Source organism: Bacteroides sp. OM05-12 (assembly GCF_003438995.1).
Taxonomy (GTDB): domain Bacteria; phylum Bacteroidota; class Bacteroidia; order Bacteroidales; family Bacteroidaceae; genus Bacteroides.
Genome location: NZ_QSUN01000024.1, coordinates 1 through 20819, shown reverse-complemented (window position 1 = coordinate 20819; position 20819 = coordinate 1). Strand labels below are relative to the sequence as shown.

Annotated in this window: 17 protein-coding genes; 12 read left to right on the top strand and 5 right to left on the bottom strand. The window is 41.1% G+C overall.

Features of this window, described 5'->3' with window-relative positions; translation table 11 throughout:
* The first annotated feature begins 36 nt into the window (after window positions 1–36).
* Window positions 37–882, top strand: coding sequence for a 50S ribosomal protein L11 methyltransferase (prmA, locus tag DXB63_RS14700; RefSeq protein WP_122127164.1), 846 nt, complete (start codon window positions 37–39; stop codon window positions 880–882).
* Between the two features lie 163 nt (window positions 883–1045).
* Here the strand turns inward: prmA and DXB63_RS14695 are convergent, their stop codons facing one another.
* Both DXB63_RS14695 and DXB63_RS14690 read right to left on the bottom strand, forming a co-directional pair.
* A complete protein-coding gene (locus DXB63_RS14695) occupies window positions 1046–1936 on the bottom strand; it encodes a glycoside hydrolase family 25 protein (protein WP_122127163.1) in 891 nt (296 codons plus the stop codon).
* Window positions 1937–2032: 96 nt separating this feature from the next.
* Complete coding sequence (locus DXB63_RS14690; RefSeq protein WP_122127162.1) at window positions 2033–3679, bottom strand: diphosphate--fructose-6-phosphate 1-phosphotransferase; 1647 nt, start codon at window positions 3677–3679, stop codon at window positions 2033–2035.
* 251 nt (window positions 3680–3930) lie between these two features.
* Between DXB63_RS14690 and DXB63_RS14685 the strand changes: the two genes are divergently transcribed.
* Window positions 3931–4212, top strand: coding sequence for a putative quinol monooxygenase (locus DXB63_RS14685; protein WP_122127161.1), 282 nt, complete (start codon window positions 3931–3933; stop codon window positions 4210–4212).
* Between the two features lie 476 nt (window positions 4213–4688).
* Here the strand turns inward: DXB63_RS14685 and DXB63_RS14680 are convergent, their stop codons facing one another.
* Genes DXB63_RS14680 through DXB63_RS14670 form a run of 3 tightly spaced genes read right to left on the bottom strand, consistent with a single transcriptional unit; the run spans window position 4689 to window position 10356 of the window.
* Entirely contained in the window at window positions 4689–6077 is a 1389-nt protein-coding gene (locus DXB63_RS14680; protein WP_122127160.1) for an efflux transporter outer membrane subunit, read from the bottom strand.
* 1 nt (window position 6078) lies between these two features.
* Window positions 6079–9189 (bottom strand): efflux RND transporter permease subunit, encoded by a 3111-nt coding sequence (locus DXB63_RS14675; RefSeq protein WP_122127159.1) that lies wholly within the window; start codon window positions 9187–9189, stop codon window positions 6079–6081.
* Between the two features lie 3 nt (window positions 9190–9192).
* Window positions 9193–10356, bottom strand: a complete 1164-nt coding sequence (locus DXB63_RS14670) for an efflux RND transporter periplasmic adaptor subunit (RefSeq protein WP_369869634.1) — start codon at window positions 10354–10356, stop codon at window positions 9193–9195.
* Window positions 10357–10737: 381 nt separating this feature from the next.
* Here DXB63_RS14670 and DXB63_RS14665 point away from each other — a divergent pair, with 381 nt between their 5' ends.
* The 10 genes from DXB63_RS14665 (at window position 10738) to DXB63_RS14620 (ending at window position 20293) form a co-directional block, all read left to right on the top strand.
* Complete coding sequence (locus DXB63_RS14665; protein WP_122127157.1) at window positions 10738–11007, top strand: hypothetical protein; 270 nt, start codon at window positions 10738–10740, stop codon at window positions 11005–11007.
* Window positions 11008–11028: 21 nt separating this feature from the next.
* Window positions 11029–11583 carry a lysophospholipid acyltransferase family protein gene (locus tag DXB63_RS14660; protein WP_122127156.1) on the top strand — a complete coding sequence of 185 codons (555 nt, stop codon included), beginning with the start codon at window positions 11029–11031 and terminating at the stop codon, window positions 11581–11583.
* A 4-nt stretch (window positions 11584–11587) separates the two neighbouring features.
* A complete protein-coding gene (locus tag DXB63_RS14655; protein WP_122127155.1) occupies window positions 11588–12358 on the top strand; it encodes an amidohydrolase in 771 nt (256 codons plus the stop codon).
* Window positions 12359–12482: 124 nt separating this feature from the next.
* Window positions 12483–14474, top strand: coding sequence for a glucosamine-6-phosphate deaminase (locus tag DXB63_RS14650; RefSeq protein ID WP_122127154.1), 1992 nt, complete (start codon window positions 12483–12485; stop codon window positions 14472–14474).
* A gap of 262 nt (window positions 14475–14736) precedes the next feature.
* Window positions 14737–15516 (top strand): Cof-type HAD-IIB family hydrolase, encoded by a 780-nt coding sequence (locus DXB63_RS14645; RefSeq protein WP_122127153.1) that lies wholly within the window; start codon window positions 14737–14739, stop codon window positions 15514–15516.
* Between the two features lie 100 nt (window positions 15517–15616).
* Window positions 15617–16339, top strand: coding sequence for a tyrosine-protein phosphatase (locus tag DXB63_RS14640; RefSeq protein WP_122127152.1), 723 nt, complete (start codon window positions 15617–15619; stop codon window positions 16337–16339).
* A 30-nt stretch (window positions 16340–16369) separates the two neighbouring features.
* A complete protein-coding gene (locus tag DXB63_RS14635; RefSeq protein ID WP_122127151.1) occupies window positions 16370–19291 on the top strand; it encodes a xanthan lyase in 2922 nt (973 codons plus the stop codon).
* A 60-nt stretch (window positions 19292–19351) separates the two neighbouring features.
* Window positions 19352–19672, top strand: a complete 321-nt coding sequence (locus tag DXB63_RS14630; RefSeq protein ID WP_122127150.1) for a hypothetical protein — start codon at window positions 19352–19354, stop codon at window positions 19670–19672.
* 58 nt (window positions 19673–19730) lie between these two features.
* Window positions 19731–19952: a sulfurtransferase TusA family protein gene (locus tag DXB63_RS14625; RefSeq protein WP_122127149.1), complete on the top strand. Its 222-nt coding sequence runs from the start codon at window positions 19731–19733 to the stop codon at window positions 19950–19952.
* The gene (locus DXB63_RS14620; protein WP_122127148.1) at window positions 19949–20293 is read left to right on the top strand and encodes a hypothetical protein; all 345 of its coding nucleotides are present in this window, start codon (window positions 19949–19951) and stop codon (window positions 20291–20293) included. Before DXB63_RS14625 ends, DXB63_RS14620 begins: the two co-directional genes overlap by 4 nt.
* The last annotated feature ends 526 nt before the right edge of the window (window positions 20294–20819 follow it).

The window sequence follows — 20819 nt, the reverse complement described above, 5'->3', positions numbered from 1 at the left end:
TGCAGAAAGTATAACCTATAAGCATTTATCATTAACATGAGATATTTTGAGATTACTTTTATCACCACTCCCTGCACTGAAACAGTCAATGACGTACTATCTGCTGTATTGGGAGAAATCGGTTTTGAAAGTTTTGTGGAACACGAAAATGGAATTAAAGGATATGTTCAACAAAGCCTACTTGATGAAAACACTTTAAAAGAAATTTTAAGAGACTTCCCTTTACCGGATGCTAACATACAATATGAGGTTCAATTAATGGAAGATAAGAATTGGAACGAAGAGTGGGAAAAAAACTTCTTCCAACCAATCGTTATTGGTAATCGCTGTGTTATTCACAGCACTTTTCACAAAGATGTACCCAAAGCTGAATATGACATTGTTATAAATCCGCAAATGGCATTCGGCACAGGGCATCACCAAACAACAAGTTTGATTCTTTCCGAACTCTTGGATGCCGACCTGAAAGGTAAATCCCTGTTAGACATGGGATGCGGTACATCAATCTTGGCTATTCTCGCCGCTATGCGGGGGGCAGCTCCTATTACCGCTATCGATATTGACGATTGGTGTGTGGAAAATTCCAAAGACAACATAAAACTGAACGAAGTTGATAACATCACTGTCGAATTAGGAAATGCTGACTTATTGAAAGGACGTAAACCTTTTGACATTATCATAGCAAATATTAATCGCAATATTCTGTTAGCAGACATGAAAGCATACGCAGAGGTAATGCATCCGGGGTCTGAAATATACATGAGCGGATTTTATGTACAAGACATTCCTTATCTGCAAGAAGAAGCTGTTAAGCATCGGTTGAAATTCCAATATCATAAAGAAAAAGATAATTGGGCGGCTGTAAAGTTTGTGATGGAATAAAGCCCCAATATAACCGAAAATTAAGAGTCAAAAGTCTTAACTTTCTATCTTTTAGGGACGGATTGCGCGAGAAAGAGTTAAAGAAACAATCGTATAATCAGCGTAATTCGTGCCCAAAGAATGATAAAAAGATAGCTGTTTTTTGTTTTGACATCTCAACAAATTATCTACCGCTTTTTATTGTCATCCCCACTAACTCCTGCAATGTACCGTTGAAAATATTCAAATCCACATTTTTAGGAATACCGGGAATTGAGCCGACATCCGTGTGTTGCCAAAATTGCCACGCGCCCTCATACCTCACTGAATCCACATAATAATGGGCTATCCAATAAGGGTAAGAGTTGAAAACAGAATCATTGAGATAGCGCATCTTAAACTTATAAGAAGTATATAAAATTGGTTTTACCTTATAATGTCTTTCTACTTTATCCAGCCATATCTTCAAGTCCTTTTTCAGTTCTTCAGGCTCTTTCTTACCTTTTAATTCTATATCCAATACCGGTGGCAAATCACCGGAATCCAACTTTACAGTATTTATAAAAAAGTCAGCTTGCCTCAAGGCAGGAGTAGACGGATTATAGAAATGGTATGCCCCCCGAATAAAACCATGCTTCCGGGCAGATGCAAAGTTTTTATTAAAGGTGTCATCATTCAAATCGCCTCCCTCAGTGGCCTTAACAAACACAAACTTCAATGGATAATTCTCCGATTGATTTTCTTTCAGCAGACTCCAGTCTATATCTCCTTGAAAATGGGATATGTCAATGCCATGCACCTGGTAACCATACGGCATACATACTCCATACTCACGGCAACCATAACAAGGTTTCCACCGATAGGCATAAGGCTTTATAAAGAAATAATAAAAAACGACGGCAAATAAAAGAATTATTAGAGCAGATAAAACATAAAACAACCATCTCGGCATCTCTTTAGAAGTATGCTTTTTTCTTTTCGAACTCTTTTTCCGTGAAGAAGAAGATTTCTTTTTCGAAGCAGCCGGACGTTTCTTCCGGGGTTTATTAACAACGAGAATCGGTGATTCTTTCATTTAGAAACGCTAAGATTAATAAATAAAATAAGTGATAAGCCTCAGCAATAAGCACGGCTCACCACTTATAACTTATCACTCAATATTTATACAAAATTACTTGCTTTGTTCCAACTGCAATGTCTTGGTAGGCTGGTCGCAAACTTCCGTAGGTCCAAAATACTGGATAGGTCCCGGATATACATAATCCGTTGTTTTAGCCCATTCCTCACGCATGGAAGCGAACTTTAAGAATGGTTTTCCATCCAACTTTACTAAAGCTTTCTGAATAACCGGTTTCATTTCACCATGACGACGTTCCATATTCATCATCATTGTAATAGGCACACCACCGGCAATCCATTTATCAGCAGGAGCAGTCGTATTACGTACAGAAGACATATAGCCGGTTTTTCCGTTAGCAATCAAAGCTGATGCTGTATAACCTAAAGAGTAGCAATAGTCTGCATCGTAATTAGATGGAGCAGCACAACGTCCTTCATAACCAAAGAAATGGTGTTGGGCAGCAAACTTACCTACATACTTGCCTTCTTCTTTCCACTGAGCTAGTTTAGTACCTACCATTTCGGAAAGCAACTTTTCTGTTTCAATTAATGAAACCTGTACATTTCCGTGCGGGTCACGGTCAAGTGACAACTGACGGGCAACACCTTCAGGAAGACTTGCATAAATAGCCGCATTCTCCTTAGAGAGTTTAGAAATGATATAGTCACGTTGGTGAGACTTCTTAATATGAGAAAACTCTTCTGCATTGTTAGCAAGGAAATCATTCAATTCCGCAATCAATCTCTTCATGGCAGGAATGAACTCTACCAATCCTTCAGGAATTAACACCGTACCGAAATTATTCCCCTGAGCAGCACGATCGGCAACAACCTGTGCTATATATGTCACTACATCATCCAATGACATATCTTTAGCCTCAACTTCTTCTGAAATAATACAGATGTTAGGCTGAACCTGCAAAGCGCACTCCAAAGCGATGTGAGAAGCAGAACGTCCCATCAACTTAATGAAGTGCCAGTATTTACGGGCAGAATTACAGTCACGTTGGATATTACCGATTACCTCTGAGTAAACTTTACAAGCGGTATCAAAACCGAAAGAAGTTTCAATCATATCATTTTTCAAGTCACCGTCGATGGTTTTAGGGCAACCGATCACCTGAACGCCATATTTCTTAGCTGCATAATATTCAGCCAACACACAAGCATTCGTATTAGAATCGTCACCACCGATAATAACAAGAGCAGAAATACCCAATTCTTTCAAGATTTCATACCCCTTCTCAAACTGTTCTTTTGTTTCCAACTTCGTACGTCCGGAACCGATAATATCAAAACCACCGGTATTACGGTATTCGTCAATAATATCAGCAGTCAGTTCCATATAATTATGGTCTACCAACCCACCCGGGCCAAGGATAAATCCATAAAGTTTACTGTCTTTATTTAAACTCTTGATACCGTCAAACAAACCGGAGATCACATTGTGTCCGCCGGGGGCTTGTCCACCTGAAAGAATAACGCCAACGTTTACAGCAGGAACATTAGCAGGTTCATTAGCCTCAACAAACTGAATCAACGGCATACCATACGTATTCGGGAAAAGTTTCTGAATAGCTTCCTGGTCAGCAACAGACTGTGTAGGTTGGCCTTCGCTCACCTTAACAGCACCTTTCAACGCTTTAGGAAGTTTAGGCTGATAAGCAGCCCTTGCAATTTGTAATGCACTTTTAGTCATTTTACTTAAATATATTAAAGGTGTTAGTAATTTTTATTTTAAGGACGCAAATTTCGTTTTTTTTTCTGATATATGAAAACGATTCAAGTTTAAAACTACACTTTTTAATTTAATATCACCTATTTGACAGCTATTTGTAAAGTGCAGTTAGCATTTATTCGAACTTAATGAAAATTTAAAGCCAAAAGTGAAACAGACCTGACATATACGATGTATCTTTGCAGAGATTTAGGTATTAAAAATAAAAGAATATGGAAAAGAAAACGATTGTAGCACGAGCAGAAGTGCTTGAAGGAAAGGAAAAAGAGTTTATTGCCAAAGCTGAAAAACTAATTGAAGCTACCAGAGCAGAAGAAGGTAACATCAGTTACACACTCTATCAATGTCCGGAACGTCCCACTATGTTCATCTTCTACGAAGAATACAAGGATAAAAGAGCGATGGCTATTCACGCTGCATCAGAGCATTTTAAAACATTCGGCAAAGAGATAGAAGGCTTATTAGCCCAAGAATTGAGCATTGAAACGTTCTGATTTACGATTACCGACCATGAGTTTCATCCTTCAGTTTCATTAACTTCATTCTGATAATTAGTTTATTAGGCTGAATGATTCGAGAAAAAGCTGAAAGATGAAATTCCACAGCGGGATAGTCTTCGACAGAAAATATCGGGACTATCTGTTTTATCGGCTGAATCTTTTCCACGATAAAGATTCAGGATAACCCACTGATAATCAAATAGAGTATTCAGAAACTGAAGGATTGAAGGATGAATTAGAATAATTCTGTTTTAACAGGTATTTATGTCAGCAAAATGCAGCATTTATCCCAAGCCGATTGATAAAAAAAAACATCCCGATGATTTTAAAAAACACCTTGGTGATTTAAAAAAACATCAGGTTGATTAAAAAAAACATCAGGACGTTTGTAAACAAACATACGGTCGATTGATTACAAACTCCTATCGTTTGCAGACAATCGACCGTATGTATAAATATAGTAGTCTGTTCTAATTAATTTGCCATCCTCCCCCTAAGGCTTTATACAACTGCACAACAGCAATCAACTCATCACGTATGGCATTGCTCAAACCAATTTGTGCATCAAAGTAACCACGCTGAGCATCAAGAACATCGAGATAATTAATCACCCCGTTGATATACTGCAACTGTGCCAATTCCACATAACTTTTAGCTGCACGTTCCAACCTCAGTTTAGCATCATAGACTTCTTTTATCTTATTGAAATCCACAATCGCATTCTTCACTTCCTTAAATGCAGAAAGAACAGATTTTTCATAACGATAAACCTCCTGCTCATAAGCAGCCTTTTTTGCTTTCAGCATAGCCCTGTTCTTACCCATGGCAAAAATAGGCGTCAATAAAGTACCATTCAACAGCCCATAAGGTGACTTTAAGAAATCCGATAGGTCGGTACTTTCCAAACCGTATTTTCCTGTCAGTGAAATACGGGGAAACATATTTGTAAACGCCACTCCTACTTCGGCATTGGCTGCAACAAGCAGTTGTTCTGCCTGACGAATATCCGGCCTGCGTTCCAACAGTTCCGAAGGCATACCCACAGGCAGGGAGTCCGGAAAATTAAACTCTTGCAACAACAGACTTCGTTTTATCTTATTCGGATACTCACCCGCTAAAAAAGCTATATCGTTTTCTTTTAGAGATATCTTACGCTCCAAGTCCGGAATCAACGTGGCGGTACGTGCCAACTCGACTTGTGCCTGCTGATACGAAGTTTCAGAAGTCAATCCCCCCTCAAAACGTAACTTGGCAAGATGTACTCCCTCTTTGCGGGCTTCCAGCGTCTGTTTTACAATAGACAACTCATTATCAAGAGCCACCAGCTCATAATATGCCTGTGCCACTTCGGATACGATTGTCATACGCAAAGCACGTTGTGCTTCCACTGTACTCAAATACTCCGCCACCGAAGCATCCTTTGCCCAACGGAGATTACCCCAAAGATCCAGTTCCCAAGAAAAGAGGAACTGCCCTTCAAACGTATCATTTTTCTTTGCATTATCTCCCCCGTGATTTTCCCATTCCCGTTCTCCATTGACAGTTCCGTTTATCTGCGGCAAAAGGTTAGCCACCTTAATACGTTTCTGGGCTGCCATTTCTTTTACACGCGCAGCTGCAATCAACATATCTTTGTTATGTTCCAAAGACTTCATTATTAAGTTTTGAAGGGTAACATCCGTATAGATTTCCCACCATTTCTTATCGGCAAATGTCAATGTATCCTGTTGTCCGGCTATTTGTTCCGGAAGATTCAAAGAAGGCCGCACATAGCTTTTCCCTATTTTGCACGAACCAGCCAGCAATCCGAACAACAAACATAAACCTGTTATTATATAATTCTTTATTCTTTGCTTCATATTACTTTCTTTTTAGCTTAACTTTCGCTTTATTTTTTGCCTTGTAAATCAATACAAAAAAGAACGGAACCAATATAATACCGAACACGATGGCAAATATCATTCCGAAGAATACTCCGGTACCAATAGCCTGCCTGCTTGCAGCGCCCGGTCCGCTTGCTATTACCATCGGCAACATACCAAGCACAAAAGCAAGCGAGGTCATCAGGATAGGACGAAAACGGAGTTGAGCCGCATGTACGGCCGACTGAACCAAATCTCCCCCTTTATCGACTTCTTCTTTGGCAAATTCAACAATCAGGATAGCATTCTTGGCAGCCAATCCCATCAACATAACCAAACCTATCTGAAAATAAATATCATTTTCCAATCCACATATCCAGATTCCGAGATAAGCGCCAAAAGCGGCTACGGGCAGAGAAAGCAACACTGCAATCGGAACCATCCAACTCTCATATTGCGCGGCAAGGAATAGAAATACAAAAAGGAACACCAATGCCATAACAATACCGGTACGGCCACCTGCCTGTTTCTCTTGATAAGACAATCCGCTCCATTCCAAGTCTATATTTTCAGGAAGATGCTCACGAACAATATTCTCCATGATTTCCATCGCCTGTCCAGAACTATATCCCTGTGCCGCAGAACCTCGAATCACCGCAGCCGTAAACATATTGAACCGCTTAATGCTACCCGGACCGGTGGTGTAAGAAGCATTTCCCAAAGAAGTCAATGGAATCATAGCTCCATCCGCTCCTTTTACAAAGAAGAGGTTAATGTTATCTTTATGTTCACGATAAGGGGCTTCTGCCTGTATATACACCTTATATATTCTATTGAACATATTAAAATCATTCACGTAAACCGAACCGGTATAAGCTTTCATCGTAGAAAAGACATCCGCCAAAGGCACTCCAAGCAGTTTTACCTTATCCCTATCCACATCAAAATAAAGCTGTGGTATATCAGCTTGCAACGAAGAAGAAAGTCCTGCCAGTTCTTTATGTTCAGATGCATAATACATCAATGTATCTACCGCCTGTACCAAATTATCGAATGTAGCATCTCCCCTCGCCTCAAGTTGCATTTCAAACCCGCCGGAAGAACCCAATCCCGGTATGACCGGAGGAGTGGAAAGATAAACCTTACATTCCGGATATTCTTTCAAGTCTTTTTCCACCTGCTTCATAATCTCTTCCAAAGAAACATCCTGACGTTCCTCCCACGGTTTCAAAATAACAGTCAGTTCGCTGCGTGCCTGATTACTTCCCACCCGGGGACTACTACCGGTCACATTCTGCACATATTCCACCATCGGATTCTCCATCAGATAAGCAATGGCTCTCTCCGTCACAATACGACTGCGTTCCAAAGTAGCCCCTTCAGGCAATTCCAACTCTACCTTGAAATATCCCTGATCTTCTATCGGCATGAAACTTGTCGGTATCAAGCGGTTGACTAACAGAATAAGAATCAACATGAGCCCAAAGCCGCTCAATATTCTACGGGGATGCTTTACTATCTTACGAATAGCAGCTACATATTTATTGTTTCCGATACTTAACCATTCATTTATTTTACGAAAAACGATATTCTTCCTTTTCCCGTCAGAAGGTTTTAATATCAACGAACACATAACAGGACTTAAAGTTAATGCAACCACCGTGGATATGAGCACAGACACTACGATAGTAACAGTAAACTGGCGATAAAGCTGCCCTGTAATACCTCCTAAAAAACTAACAGGAACAAATACGGCAGCCAAGACCAAAGAAGTGGCAATCAATGCACTTGCCAATCCGTTCATCGCTTTCTTTGTCGCCTCATAAGCCCCCAATTTTTCTTCTTCCATAATACGTTCCACATTCTCTACCACAACAATGGCATCATCTACCACGATACCAATGGCAAGAATCAATCCCAATAATGTGAGAATATTCAAAGAGAAACCGAAAATCAACATAAAGCCGAACGTTCCGATCAATGAAATAGGTACGGCAACAATAGGAATCAATGTTGCACGCCAACTTTGCAAGGAAAGAAATACGACCAATACGACCAGAAACAGAGCCTCGAACAAAGTTTTATAAACTTCATGGATAGACTCGGAAATATAGGTAGTCATATCAAACGGAATCTCATAGCTCAACCCGTCGGGGAAATTCTTGCTTATCTCTTTCATTGCATCTTTCACACGTTGTGCTACCTCTATCGCATTTGCACCGGGAAGCATAAAAATACCCAAGACCGCAGCATTCTCCCCGTTAATGCCACTCTCCGTATTATAAGAAGATGCTTCCAGAGAAATACGGGCAACATCACGCAAACGGATAATAGAACCGTCTTTATTAGCCCTTATCACAATCTCTTCAAACTGTCCGACGGTGGAGAGACGTCCTTGCGTTATAATAGGAATGGTTATATCCAAACCTTTCACCGGTTGCTGTCCCAACACACCCGCAGCCGATTCACGGTTCTGATCTTTCAGTGCATTCTGTATATCCTGAACAGTCAAACCGAAATTCGCCAGTTTATCAGGTTGTACCCAAATCTGCATGGCATAGTAACGGCTACCGATGTTGGAGACGCGCCCCACTCCGGGAATACGACGAATCACATCAAGCACATTTATCGTTGCAAAATTACTCAAATAGATTTCGTCAAACTTCGGATCATTAGACGTTAAACAAAGCGTCATCAACTGACTGGCCGACTGTTTCTCTACCGAAATTCCATTTTGTATCACTTCTGCAGGTAAACGGGATTCTGCCAACTTCACACGATTCTGTATTTCCACAGCCGCAAGGTCGGCATCTGCCGAAATATCAAAAGTAACAGTAGCCGAAAAACCTCCGGAGTTAGAACTGCTCGACTCCATATAAAGCATACCGGGCGTACCGTTCAACTCCTGTTCGATAGGTGTAGCCACCGCTTGTGAAACAGTCAACGCACTTGCACCCGGATATGACGCACTTATCTTTACTACAGGCGGAGTAATCTGCGGATATTGGTCAATAGGCAGCATTGTCAATCCGATGATACCTACAATAACAATTACAATGGAAATAACCGCCGAAAAAACCGGTCTATCTATAAAAAAACTAACTTTCATACACTATTTCTTTTTCTCATTCTCGGTAGCTGCCATCTCCTGCACGATTCTAACTTTCATACCGGGAGCTAACTTATGAATACCCTCTACCACTACATCTTCTCCTGCCTCCAATCCACGCTCTACGACCAATTTATTCTCAAATTCAGGTCCTAATTCTATAAAACGCCTTTCCACGGTAGTATCTCTCCTTACTACATAAATATAAGCTCCACCCTTTTCAATGGTTACCGCTTTTTGAGGAACTACCGTTGCATCTTCACGTACATCCAGCAACAGTTTTACCTTCGTAAACTGCCCCGGCAATAATACATGTTTCGGATTAGGCATTTCGGCACGTACAGAGAATGTTCCTGTCTGTGGATCTACCTGAGGTTCTGCAAAATCCACATAACCTTTGAACGGATACACCGTATTATCAGCAAGTGTAATAGAAATATTCGGTTGCCAGGAACGGGTAGAGTCACGCTGACCGAGATTGATATTACGTTCTTTACTTTTCAAATAATCCAATGCCGTCATGCTGAAATCGACCAGCACGGTATCACTTTTAACGATCGTCGCCAACAAAGACTTCCCGCCGGGACCTACCAACGTACCTAAATCGACATTACGTTCACTGATATGCCCGGACAGGGGTGAACGTACGATTGTATATCCTAATTCCAACTCGGCCTGCGCCAAGTCAGCCTCACTCATGGCAACTGCCGCCGTAGAGCTTTCATAAGCGGCAATAGCGTTATCCAAATCAAGCTGGCTGGCAGCATTTTGTTCATAAAGCGGCCGGATGCGCTCCAAATCTCTCTTAGCCTTCAATGCCTGTGCTTCATCTTTCTTCAACTGGGCGCGAACTTTATCGGCTTTGGCACGATATAAATCCTGATTAATCACAAAAAGTACCTGATTCTTATTAACATAAGTACCTTCTTCAAAAAGCATATTTTCCAGATAGCCTTCCACACGCGCACGCACTTCCACAAATTGCTGGGCACGAATACGACCTACATACTCCCCGTAAATCTCCACGTCGTCACGTTCAACGGGTTCAACAACAACAGTCGGCAAATCCGGCGCAGGTTTACGCGGACGGTTGATAATATAATAAAGACCAATGATAAGAGCTATGCTCACAATGGTAATAGTCAATCTATTTCTGTACTGTCGCATGTCTCTATTTGAAAAGAACTTTCTCATATGTATAATAAATTATTTAAATTAACCATATACTCTCTATTGATTTACAAAGCATGTACCAAAATCCGTTAATATTTATTTGTATACTAATAATCAATACACTACATCATTGTTGTATAACAAATATAATGTGGAAATGTATCGCAACTTGTAGAAATATTCTACAACAACGGTATGAAAACCATTCCTGATAATATCATTATAGACAACCATAATCATACCCGAAATTTATCGAGGTGCAAAAGTATCAATTATTTATTCAATACAATAATTTCCCTTAAAATAGCCATATACTTAAATAAACTTTTTATCTTTACCGAGAATTAAATAGTTATTAATTTAAATTTTACGATTATGGCAAACAGAAGACAGCTCAAAAAAACAGTTAATTATATTGCAGGAGAGTTATTTACAGAATGTTTAGTAAACTGCCTATACGTTCCCGGAACAGATAAAACAAAAGCTGATGAATTAATGGGCAAAATCCTTATCATGCAAGATGAGTTTATAAGCCGCATAAGCCACACGGAACCGGGGAACACAAAAGGTTTTTACAAGAAACTCCGTGTAGATTTTAATAATCAGGTAAACGCAATCATTGATGAAATTGCAAAGCTGAACTAAGTTGAACTTACACATTATTACATGAAAAAAGCAATTTGCAGTTTTATCTATCATAAATTACTGGGATGGAAAGCAGTGGTAAACGTACCCGACTATGACAAGTATATCATTTGTGCTGCTCCCCATACCAGTAATTGGGATTTTATTATAGGTAAACTTTTCTATGCAGCTATTGGACGGGAAACCGGTTTTATGATGAAAAAAGAGTGGTTCTTTTTCCCTTTTGGTTATTTATTAAAAGCAATGGGCGGGATACCCGTCAACCGGGACAAGAATACTTCGACAGTAGAGGCTGTAACCAATGAAATAAAAAAACGTAAAACCTTTCATCTTGCCATTACTCCCGAAGGAACGCGTTCTCCAAATCCAAACTGGAAAAGAGGATTTTATTATATCGCTTTAAAAGCTCAGATTCCCATTGTTCTTATTGGCATAGACTATAAGACAAAGACTATAACCGCAGGAAAAGTAATCATCCCAAGCGGAGACTATAAGGAAGATATAAAAGAAATAAAAACTTATTTTAAACAGTTCACAGGAAAGCATCCCGAGAACTTTCAGACAGGAGAGATTTAATATCATGCGTATCAGTCTTATTCAAACAAATATCATTTGGGAAAATAAGGAGGAAAACTTAAAACTATTAAATGAAAAGTTAGAAACGCTCCGGAATACGACAGACATTGTCGTACTCCCGGAAATGTTTTCTACGGGATTCAGCATGAACAGCCGGATTTTGGCCGAACCGGTCGATGGGCCAACCATTACCACTCTAAAGAAATGGGCTAAAGAATATAACTTCGCTATTACCGGGAGCTATATATCCTCTGACAATAATACTTATTATAATCGGGCATTCTTCCTTGCCCCTTCCGGTGAATCATTTTATTATGATAAACACCACTTGTTTCGTATGGGAGAAGAGCCTCTACATTTTAGTGCGGGAGAGCAAAAATGTATCTTTAATTATAAAGAATGGAACATTTGCCTGAATGTGTGTTATGATTTGCGCTTTCCGGTCTGGCTCCGCAATACAAACAATTCTTACGATTTATTGTTAATAGTAGCAAGCTGGCCGACACCGCGTATCAAAGTCTGGGAAACACTGCTCTATGCTCGTGCAATGGAAAACCAAAGTTATGTTTGCGGAGTGAACCGGATCGGTAAAGATGGTAACAATTTAGATTATCCCGGAAAATCCATGTTATTGGATGCCAAAGGCGGATGCCTGACCAGCTTTAAAGAAGGGGAAGAAAACATCCAGACTGTAGAAATAGATATCGAATCCTTGCAGAGTTTTCGAGATAAATTCCCGGTCTGGAAGGATGCAGATAGCTTCATTTTATCCTAAATATAGCTGATTTTGGCTAATTTTATAACAAACGTGGACAAATTTGAACATTGATCTTTCTCAAAAGAGGTATTTTTGTGGAGTAAAAATTTAAAAGATAATCTAATCTTATAAGAACAAACTTATGAAAACCAATCTTAGTTCGCAGATAACCCTCAACAGGGTATCTCCAAAGTATTACAAACCGGAAAATGCTTTTGAGCGTTCAGTTTTGACAAGGCTGGAAAAGATTCCGACTGATATTTATGAATCAGTAGAAGAAGGTGCACGCCATATTGCCAACGAAATAGCCCAGGTAATCCGTGAAAAGCAGCGTGCAGGACGTTTCTGCGTTATAGCACTCGCCGGAGGTAACTCTCCCCTCAATGTATTCAATGAATTAATCCGTATGCACAAGGAAGAAGGATTGAGTTTCCGCAATGTTGTGGTATTCAATGCTTATGAATATTATCCTCTTAATGCGAATGCCTCATATAGCAATTTCAAAGCATTACAGGAAATGTTCTTGGATCACATCGATATAGACAAACAGAATGTATTTACTCCGGACGGTACAATCACTCAGGATACAATTTTTGAATATTGCCGTCTGTACGAACAGCGTATAGAGAGCTTCGGTGGAATCAACATCATGCTTCTCGGTATCGGTCGTGTAGGTAATATTGCACTGAATGAGCCGGGATCTCAAATCAATTCCAGAACCCGTCTTATATTGTTGGACAATACTTCACGCAATGAAGCTGCAAAGACTTTCGGCGGAACAGAAAACGTACCTATCAGTTCCATAACAATGGGTATCGGAACAATTCTTTCTGCCAAGAAAATCTACCTAATGGCCTGGGGTGAAGAAAAAGCGGACATGATTAAACAAGCCGTAGAAGGTCAGATTACAGATGCCATACCGGCTTCCTTCCTGCAAACTCATAGCAATACGCATATTGCACTTGATTTATCTGCTGCCGCTCACTTAACCCGTATCCAAAGACCTTGGCTGGTAACTTCTTGTGAATGGAACGACAAACTGATACGCAGTGCCATTGTATGGTTATGCGGATTGACCGGAAAACCGATTTTAAAACTCACAAATAAAGATTATAACGAAAACGGTTTAAGTGAATTATTGGCATTGTATGGTTCTGCATATAATGTAAACATTAAGATATTCAATGATTTACAACACACTATTACCGGATGGCCGGGTGGTAAACCCAACGCAGACGACACATATCGTCCGGAACGTGCAAAACCATATCCGAAGCGTATTGTCGTATTCTCCCCACATCCGGATGATGACGTTATCTCAATGGGAGGCACAATCCGTCGTCTGGTAGAGCAGAAACACGAAGTACACGTCGCTTATGAAACTTCGGGCAATATTGCCGTAGGTGATGAAGAAGTGGTACGCTTCCTGCATTTCATCAACGGATTCAATCAAATATTCGACGGTGGACAAAACGGTGTCATTAATGAAAAGTATGCTGAAATCCGTAAATATCTGAAAGAGAAAAAAGACGGTGATATGGATACTCAGGACATACTGACGATCAAAGGTTTGATTCGTCGCGGCGAAGCGCGTACCGCATGTACCTACAACAACATCCCTTTAAACCGTGTTCATTTTTTGGATTTGCCTTTCTATGAGACAGGAAAGATTCAGAAGAATCCTATCAGTGAAGCGGATGTTGAAATCGTGCGCAACTTATTGAGAGAGGTCAAGCCTCATCAGATATTTGTTGCCGGTGACCTTGCCGACCCGCATGGAACTCACCGTGTTTGTACGGATGCCGTGTTCGCAGCAATCGACCTTGAAAAGGAAGAGGGAGCTAAATGGTTGAAGGATTGTCGTATATGGATGTATCGTGGTGCATGGGCGGAATGGGAAATCGAAAACATCGAAATGGCCGTACCTATCAGTCCTGAAGAACTTCGTGCCAAACGTAATTCTATCCTAAAACATCAGTCACAGATGGAAAGCGCACCTTTCCTTGGAAACGACGAACGTTTGTTCTGGCAACGTTCCGAAGACCGTAACCGTGGCACTGCTGCATTATATGATAGTCTTGGACTTGCTTCTTACGAAGCGATGGAAGCATTTGTAGAATACGTTCCATTATAGAATATGTCAAAACCATCTCAATTCCCCCGCTTGAGCGGGGGTAGGGGGTGTGTGAATTTTCTAACAGTTTAATAATCAAAGAAAGATCACACACCCCTTAATCCCCGCTCAAGCGGGGAAACTTGGATGCTTTAACGTTTGACACCCTCATTAAAGGAAGCCGGTTTCTTGAAAAGGGAACCGGCTTTCGCATTTCATGATTTATATCATTTTTCTTTCCCTGATAAAGCCCTATCTTTGCCGTCATAAAAACAAAAACGATATGATAAAAGCAATTTTTTTCGATATAGACGGAACATTAGTCAGCTTTAATACACACAGAGTACCGGAATCAACAGCTCATGCCATCAAAGAATTAAGAAAGAAAGAAGTCAAAGTCTTTATCGCTACAGGACGCCATCTGTCCGCAATAGATAATCTGGAAACGCTGGAGTTCGACGGATACGTCACACTGAACGGAGGTTACTGTTATGCCGGAAAAGACAAGGCCATTTACAAACACCCTATCCCAAAAGAGGATATAAAAAGTCTGATTCGCTTTCTGGAAGAAGATACCGATTTCCCTTGTGTATTTGTACGCGAACATGATCTTTTCATGAATTACCAAAACGAAACGACTGAATCTTTATTTAACCTGTTGAATTTTCCCGTTCCTGCCATAGCTCCGATACAGGATGCACTTAAAGAAGACATATTCCAACTGATTGCATTTTTTACAGAAGAACAAAAGGAACATGCCATGACTGCCCTTCCTCACTGTGAGGCAACAAGTTGGCATCCATCTTTCGCCGACGTAGTACCCGCAGGCAGCAACAAAAGCATTGGAATAGATAAAATCATAGAATATTTCGGGATCTCTCTGAATGAGACAATGGCTTTCGGTGACGGTGGTAATGACATTTCAATGCTGCAACATGCCGGACTCGGAGTTGCAATGGGTAACGCCAAGGAGGAAGTAAAACAAAAGGCAGATTATGTAACCACATCCGTGGATGAAGACGGTATCGCAAATGCATTGAAACATTTCGGCATCATTGATTAAAGCCTCCTGCAAACATCTTTGCCGGATTAAACTCTATTCACCTTTTTTGTGTTCATATCTTAATGAATAATAGTACCTTTGCCTAAATGATTTTATAAGTATGAATAAAGATAAATATACACGATTGCTCCCTATTGAAGGAGCTTATAATGTACGCGATTTGGGTGGATACCCTACAAAAGACGGTAAACAAGTCAAGTGGAAAAAGCTACTGCGTTCGGGAGATTTGAACGAACTGACGCTGCAAGATCTGAATTATTTAAAAGACATCCCGGTAATAACCGATATTGATTTCAGGAGTTTTCAAGAGAAAGAAGCCGCTCCGGATAAACGGATGGAAAGTCTGAAAGAATATGTATGGTTACCGGTTGATGCCGGTGACATGAATGACATTAAAATAACAGATGTCACACTCATTCCTAAGATGATGGAAGAGGCGTACCGAACAATCATACGCAAATTCCAGAACGAATACAAGAGATTCTTCGAAATCCTGATAAACCGGCAGGCTGCCCCACTTCTTTTCCACTGTTCCGCCGGAAAAGACCGCACAGGAATAGCCGCTGCTTTATTACTTTCCGCTTTAGGAGTGGATAAGGAAACAGTGATGCAAGACTATCTCCTGTCTGCCGAATACATTAAAGGCAAATATGACTTCTTGATACGTATGCAACCGGCACTGGAACCGCTCACTACTGTTCGTCCGGAATATCTGGAAGCTGCTCTTCAGGTGATCGACAAGGAATTCGGAGGTATGGAGCAATTCCTGCATCGGAATTTAAACGTCGATTCCGAAAAGCTAAAAGAACTCTATACGGAATAAAACCTTTGTTGGCATAAACAGTTCTATTCAATGAAAAAGTTTTATATTCTCTTTTTGCTGCTGTCAATCCTGACTTCAAATATATTTGCACAGGATATAGAGCAGAATGTGGAAAAACGTCTTAATGACTTCTTTTCACAATACGCTACAACCAATGCTACTATCGGGAAGTGCAGTTTGAAAGAGATCAATCTGGATCACAATAAGCGGAAACTGTCTGTCATGGCAAGTGAGAGCTTTGCCTATCAGCCGTTTCTCCCGGAAACGGTAGAAGGTATTTACCGCCAGTTATCCCAAATGCTACCCGGTCCGGTCAATTACTACGACATAACCGTCTATGTAAACGGACAACCTATTGAAGAACTGATTCCCAACATCTACCGGAATAAAAAGAAAGACAATTCACGGTTAGCCAATGCTGATTATAAAGGGGATGCATGGGTGCAAAACACCTCTCGCCCTTATAACATTCCGCAAGGATTAGACGGACGACACATCTCACTTTGGCAAAGTCATGGAAAATATTATAAGAATGATAAAGATAAATGGGTATGGCAACGTCCCCGCCTATACACAACAACAGAAGACCTGTACACGCAATCTTACATTATACCTTATATTATACCGATGCTGGAAAATGCCGGAGCTGTGGTATTCACACCCAGAGAACGCGATACACAGCGCCATGAAGTCATTGTAGACAATGACAATCCCCGTTCTTCCTCTATTTATATTGAAGGGAAAAGCAGGAAAGCGAAATGGAATACGGCGGACGTGAAAGGGTTTGCACAAAAGAAGCAGATTTATCTTGATAATGAAAACCCGTTTTCCGATGGCACAGTACGCTATGCGCCTACCGAAAAGAAAAAATCCAAAGCATTTGCAGAATGGATACCCTACATCCCGGAAAGCGGGGATTATGCTGTCTATGTTTCCTACCGCACACTTCCCAACAGTATTACCGATGCTAAATATACCGTCTTCCACAAGGGAGGAACAACAGAATTCAAAGTAAACCAAACCATAGGAGGCGGCACATGGGTTTATCTCGGAACTTTTTCTTTCGATAAGGGAAGCAATGACTACGGAATGGTCATACTGAGCAATGAAAGCAACCGGAAAGGAGTGGTATGCGCAGATGCCGTACGTTTTGGCGGCGGCATGGGCAACATCGCACGGGGAGAAACTCCGGACATGGCCGTAACGAGCGGATTGCCACGCTATCTGGAAGGAGCGCGCTATTGGGCACAATGGGCGGGTATGCCTTATTTCCTATACGGAGAGAAGCAGGGTGCAAATGATTATACAGACGATATCAATACTCGTTCAAGGATGATAAACTTCCTATCGGGAGGCTCTGTTTACAACCCTTATGAGAAAGGGCTGGGCATACCGTTTGAGATGAATCTCGCTTTGCACAGTGATGCCGGATACACCAAAGACAACAAAACGGTAGGAAGTCTGGGTATCTATACAAGTGAGTTTAATGAAGGAAAACTCGGTTCGGGCATTTCACGCTACGCCTCACGTGATTTATCGGATATTCTTCTGACCGGATTAACGCGGGATATACGCTCTAACTTTGCCGTAGACTGGTCACGGCGTAGTATGTGGGACAAGAATTACAGTGAAACACGCCTTCCGGCAGTTCCTTCAACAATAATAGAATTACTTTCGCACCAGAACTTTGCCGATATGCGTTTAGGACTCGACCCGAACTTCCGTTTCACGGTCGGCCGTTCCATCTACAAGTCCATCCTCCGTTTCGTGACTTCCCAACATGGTTCAGACTATGTTGTACAACCATTACCCGTCAGCCATTTCGCCATTCAATTCGGAAAGAAGAAAAATACCATCCAACTGAGTTGGAAAGGAACAGACGACCCTTTGGAACCAACTGCCAAACCGCAGGAATACATCGTATATACCCGGATTGGATATGGAGGTTTTGATAACGGAATCAAAGTAGGCTCCCCCACTCATACCATGAAAATAGAACCCGGACTCGTATATAGTTTCAAGATTACAGCCATCAATAAAGGAGGTGAAAGTTTTCCGTCCGAGATACTGTCGGCATATATTGCTCCCAAAAGTAAAGGGACGGTGCTCATCGTGAACGGATTCGACAGGATAAGCGCACCTACAACCATAGAAACTCCCGATTCACTGGGATTCGACCTGAACAAAGAGCCGGGTGTACCTTATATATATGACATCTCACTTTGCGGAGCACAAACCGGATTCAATCGTCGCAACATCGGCAAAGAGACAAAAGACGGTCTGGGATATAGCGGCCGAGAACTCGAAGGAAAGAAAATAGCAGGCAACACATTCGACTATCCTTTTATACACGGGAAGGCCATACAGGCGTCAGGAAAGTATTCATTCGTTTCTTGCAGTGACGAAGCCGTAGAAAGCGGACGTGTAAAACTCAATGATTATCCGGTGGTCGATTTCATTCTCGGTCTGGAAAAAGAATCCGCACCGGAGTATAATCCCGGTAATACCGACTATAAGACTTTCACCCCTGTCATGCAGCAGCTTATCAACCTCTATTGCCAGGCAGGAGGAAACATCTTGGTAAGCGGGTCTTATATAGGAAGCGACATGACTCATTCACCGGCAGAGCAGGTTTTCACGCATGATGTATTAAAGTATGATTTCGGAGGAACACAGGCCAATTCACTGTCCGGCGAGATTTACGGCGCAGGCAGAACATTCAGCATTCCCCGAACATTGAATGAAGAAAGTTATGCCGTACCCGCTCCGGAACGTATATTGCCGGTTGCTCCCGCTTTTTCATCCTTTGTTTATACAGACGGGAGTCAAAGTGCAGGGACAGCCTACAAAGGAAACTACAAAACCTTTGTCTTGGGATTTCCTTTCGAAAGCATCACTTCCGAGCAAGAACGTGCACAAGTTATGGCCGGGATACTAAAATTCTTCGAATAAATGCTTGTTATTCCTTATTTAAGTTTATATTTGTAGGTACAAATCAATAAATAAGAAGACATGTATACGATACAAACAAATGCCTCCGGCACGAGAAGTATAGACGTTTCCGAAGAAAACTTGGAAACCATCCGCAAATATGCTTTATTTCAGCAACTCATTGACAGCACCGGTATCATTGACGAAGCGGTGTTGGATAAGCTAAAGCTCAATATCCGTTCGCTGATTGCTTCGCAAGAAGCCGACTGTAAAGATCTCCTCGACCTGTGTATAGATGTTATTTATCACAATAACATGAAAGCATTCGGGCTGACGCAACTCATCCTGCTATATATCAAATGGGTAAAGGACAACAGTGAAGAGGAGGACGAGGAGTCATAAACCCGTCGGGAAAATATAACCCGTTTCTGTTTCACCAAACATTAGAACCCCTGAAATCATGAAAACGATAGATACCTGTGTCCCGTTGCCATACAGCCCCCTGATACCGGCAATGAAAGCGATTCTCACTGCCGAAAGCGGAGAAAAGATGGAGATAATCATGAATGACGCAAGTGCATTCGGTGACTTAAAAGAATATCTATCCGAACAGAACATCGGTTTCAGGGAGATTTACGAACAAAAGATTATGAAACTGCAATTTACCATACCGGACAAATGAGTAAAGTTTTAAAAACCTTGAAAGGACTGCCTGCCGAGGCAAAAGAAAAGATAAACTCCATCTACGGAAACACAGATAAATTCTACGCAACAGTCTATCTGATTGCAAAAAACGAGCATCTGCTCCAAGAGGCAAAACCCGCTGCATGGGAGCAAAAGATAAGAACAGTCCATGCCTATCAGGGAATGATCCGTTTCATGCTCGAAGAGTTGGGATTGCCGGGAAAAGACATCATGGCAGACATCACCAGCGACTATCTGGAGGATTATGTAAACTTCCGCGAGAAAGATTTCGGCATGACCAACGAAGAGTTTATCTCCATTATCAAACGAATCTCTTAAAGGATAAATACTCCTGATTCACCTGATAATTATCGGGACAGCGGTAAACCATTTTCAACATACGGTCCTTTGTCTGCAAACGATAGGAGTTTGCGAACAAAGGACTGTATGTTTGTTTTCAATCGACCGTATGTTTGTCTGCAAACGTCCTGATGTTTTTTTCAATCAACCTGATGTTTTTTAAAAACATCAAGGTGTTTATAGGTGAAATACCGTATAAAAAACAAATTATCCTCAAATAACCTTCAATCTTTCAGTTTACGAATTTAAGTTTGACTATCAGCGTGTTATCCTGAACCTTCTTTAGAAAAAAGGTTCAGCCGATAATGAATGATGAGTATATCGGTTGAAGGATTCCATCGTTCAGGATAACTCATTCAGTATCAATGCAGAATTAGCAAACTGAAGGATGAAACTTATAGGTAATTATTGCTCTGAGAGTATACAAAGAAAAGAATATCTATACTCACTACCTACAACGATTGAATGAGCATACTCTTCCCTACCCGCACTGCTCCGTTTTCTT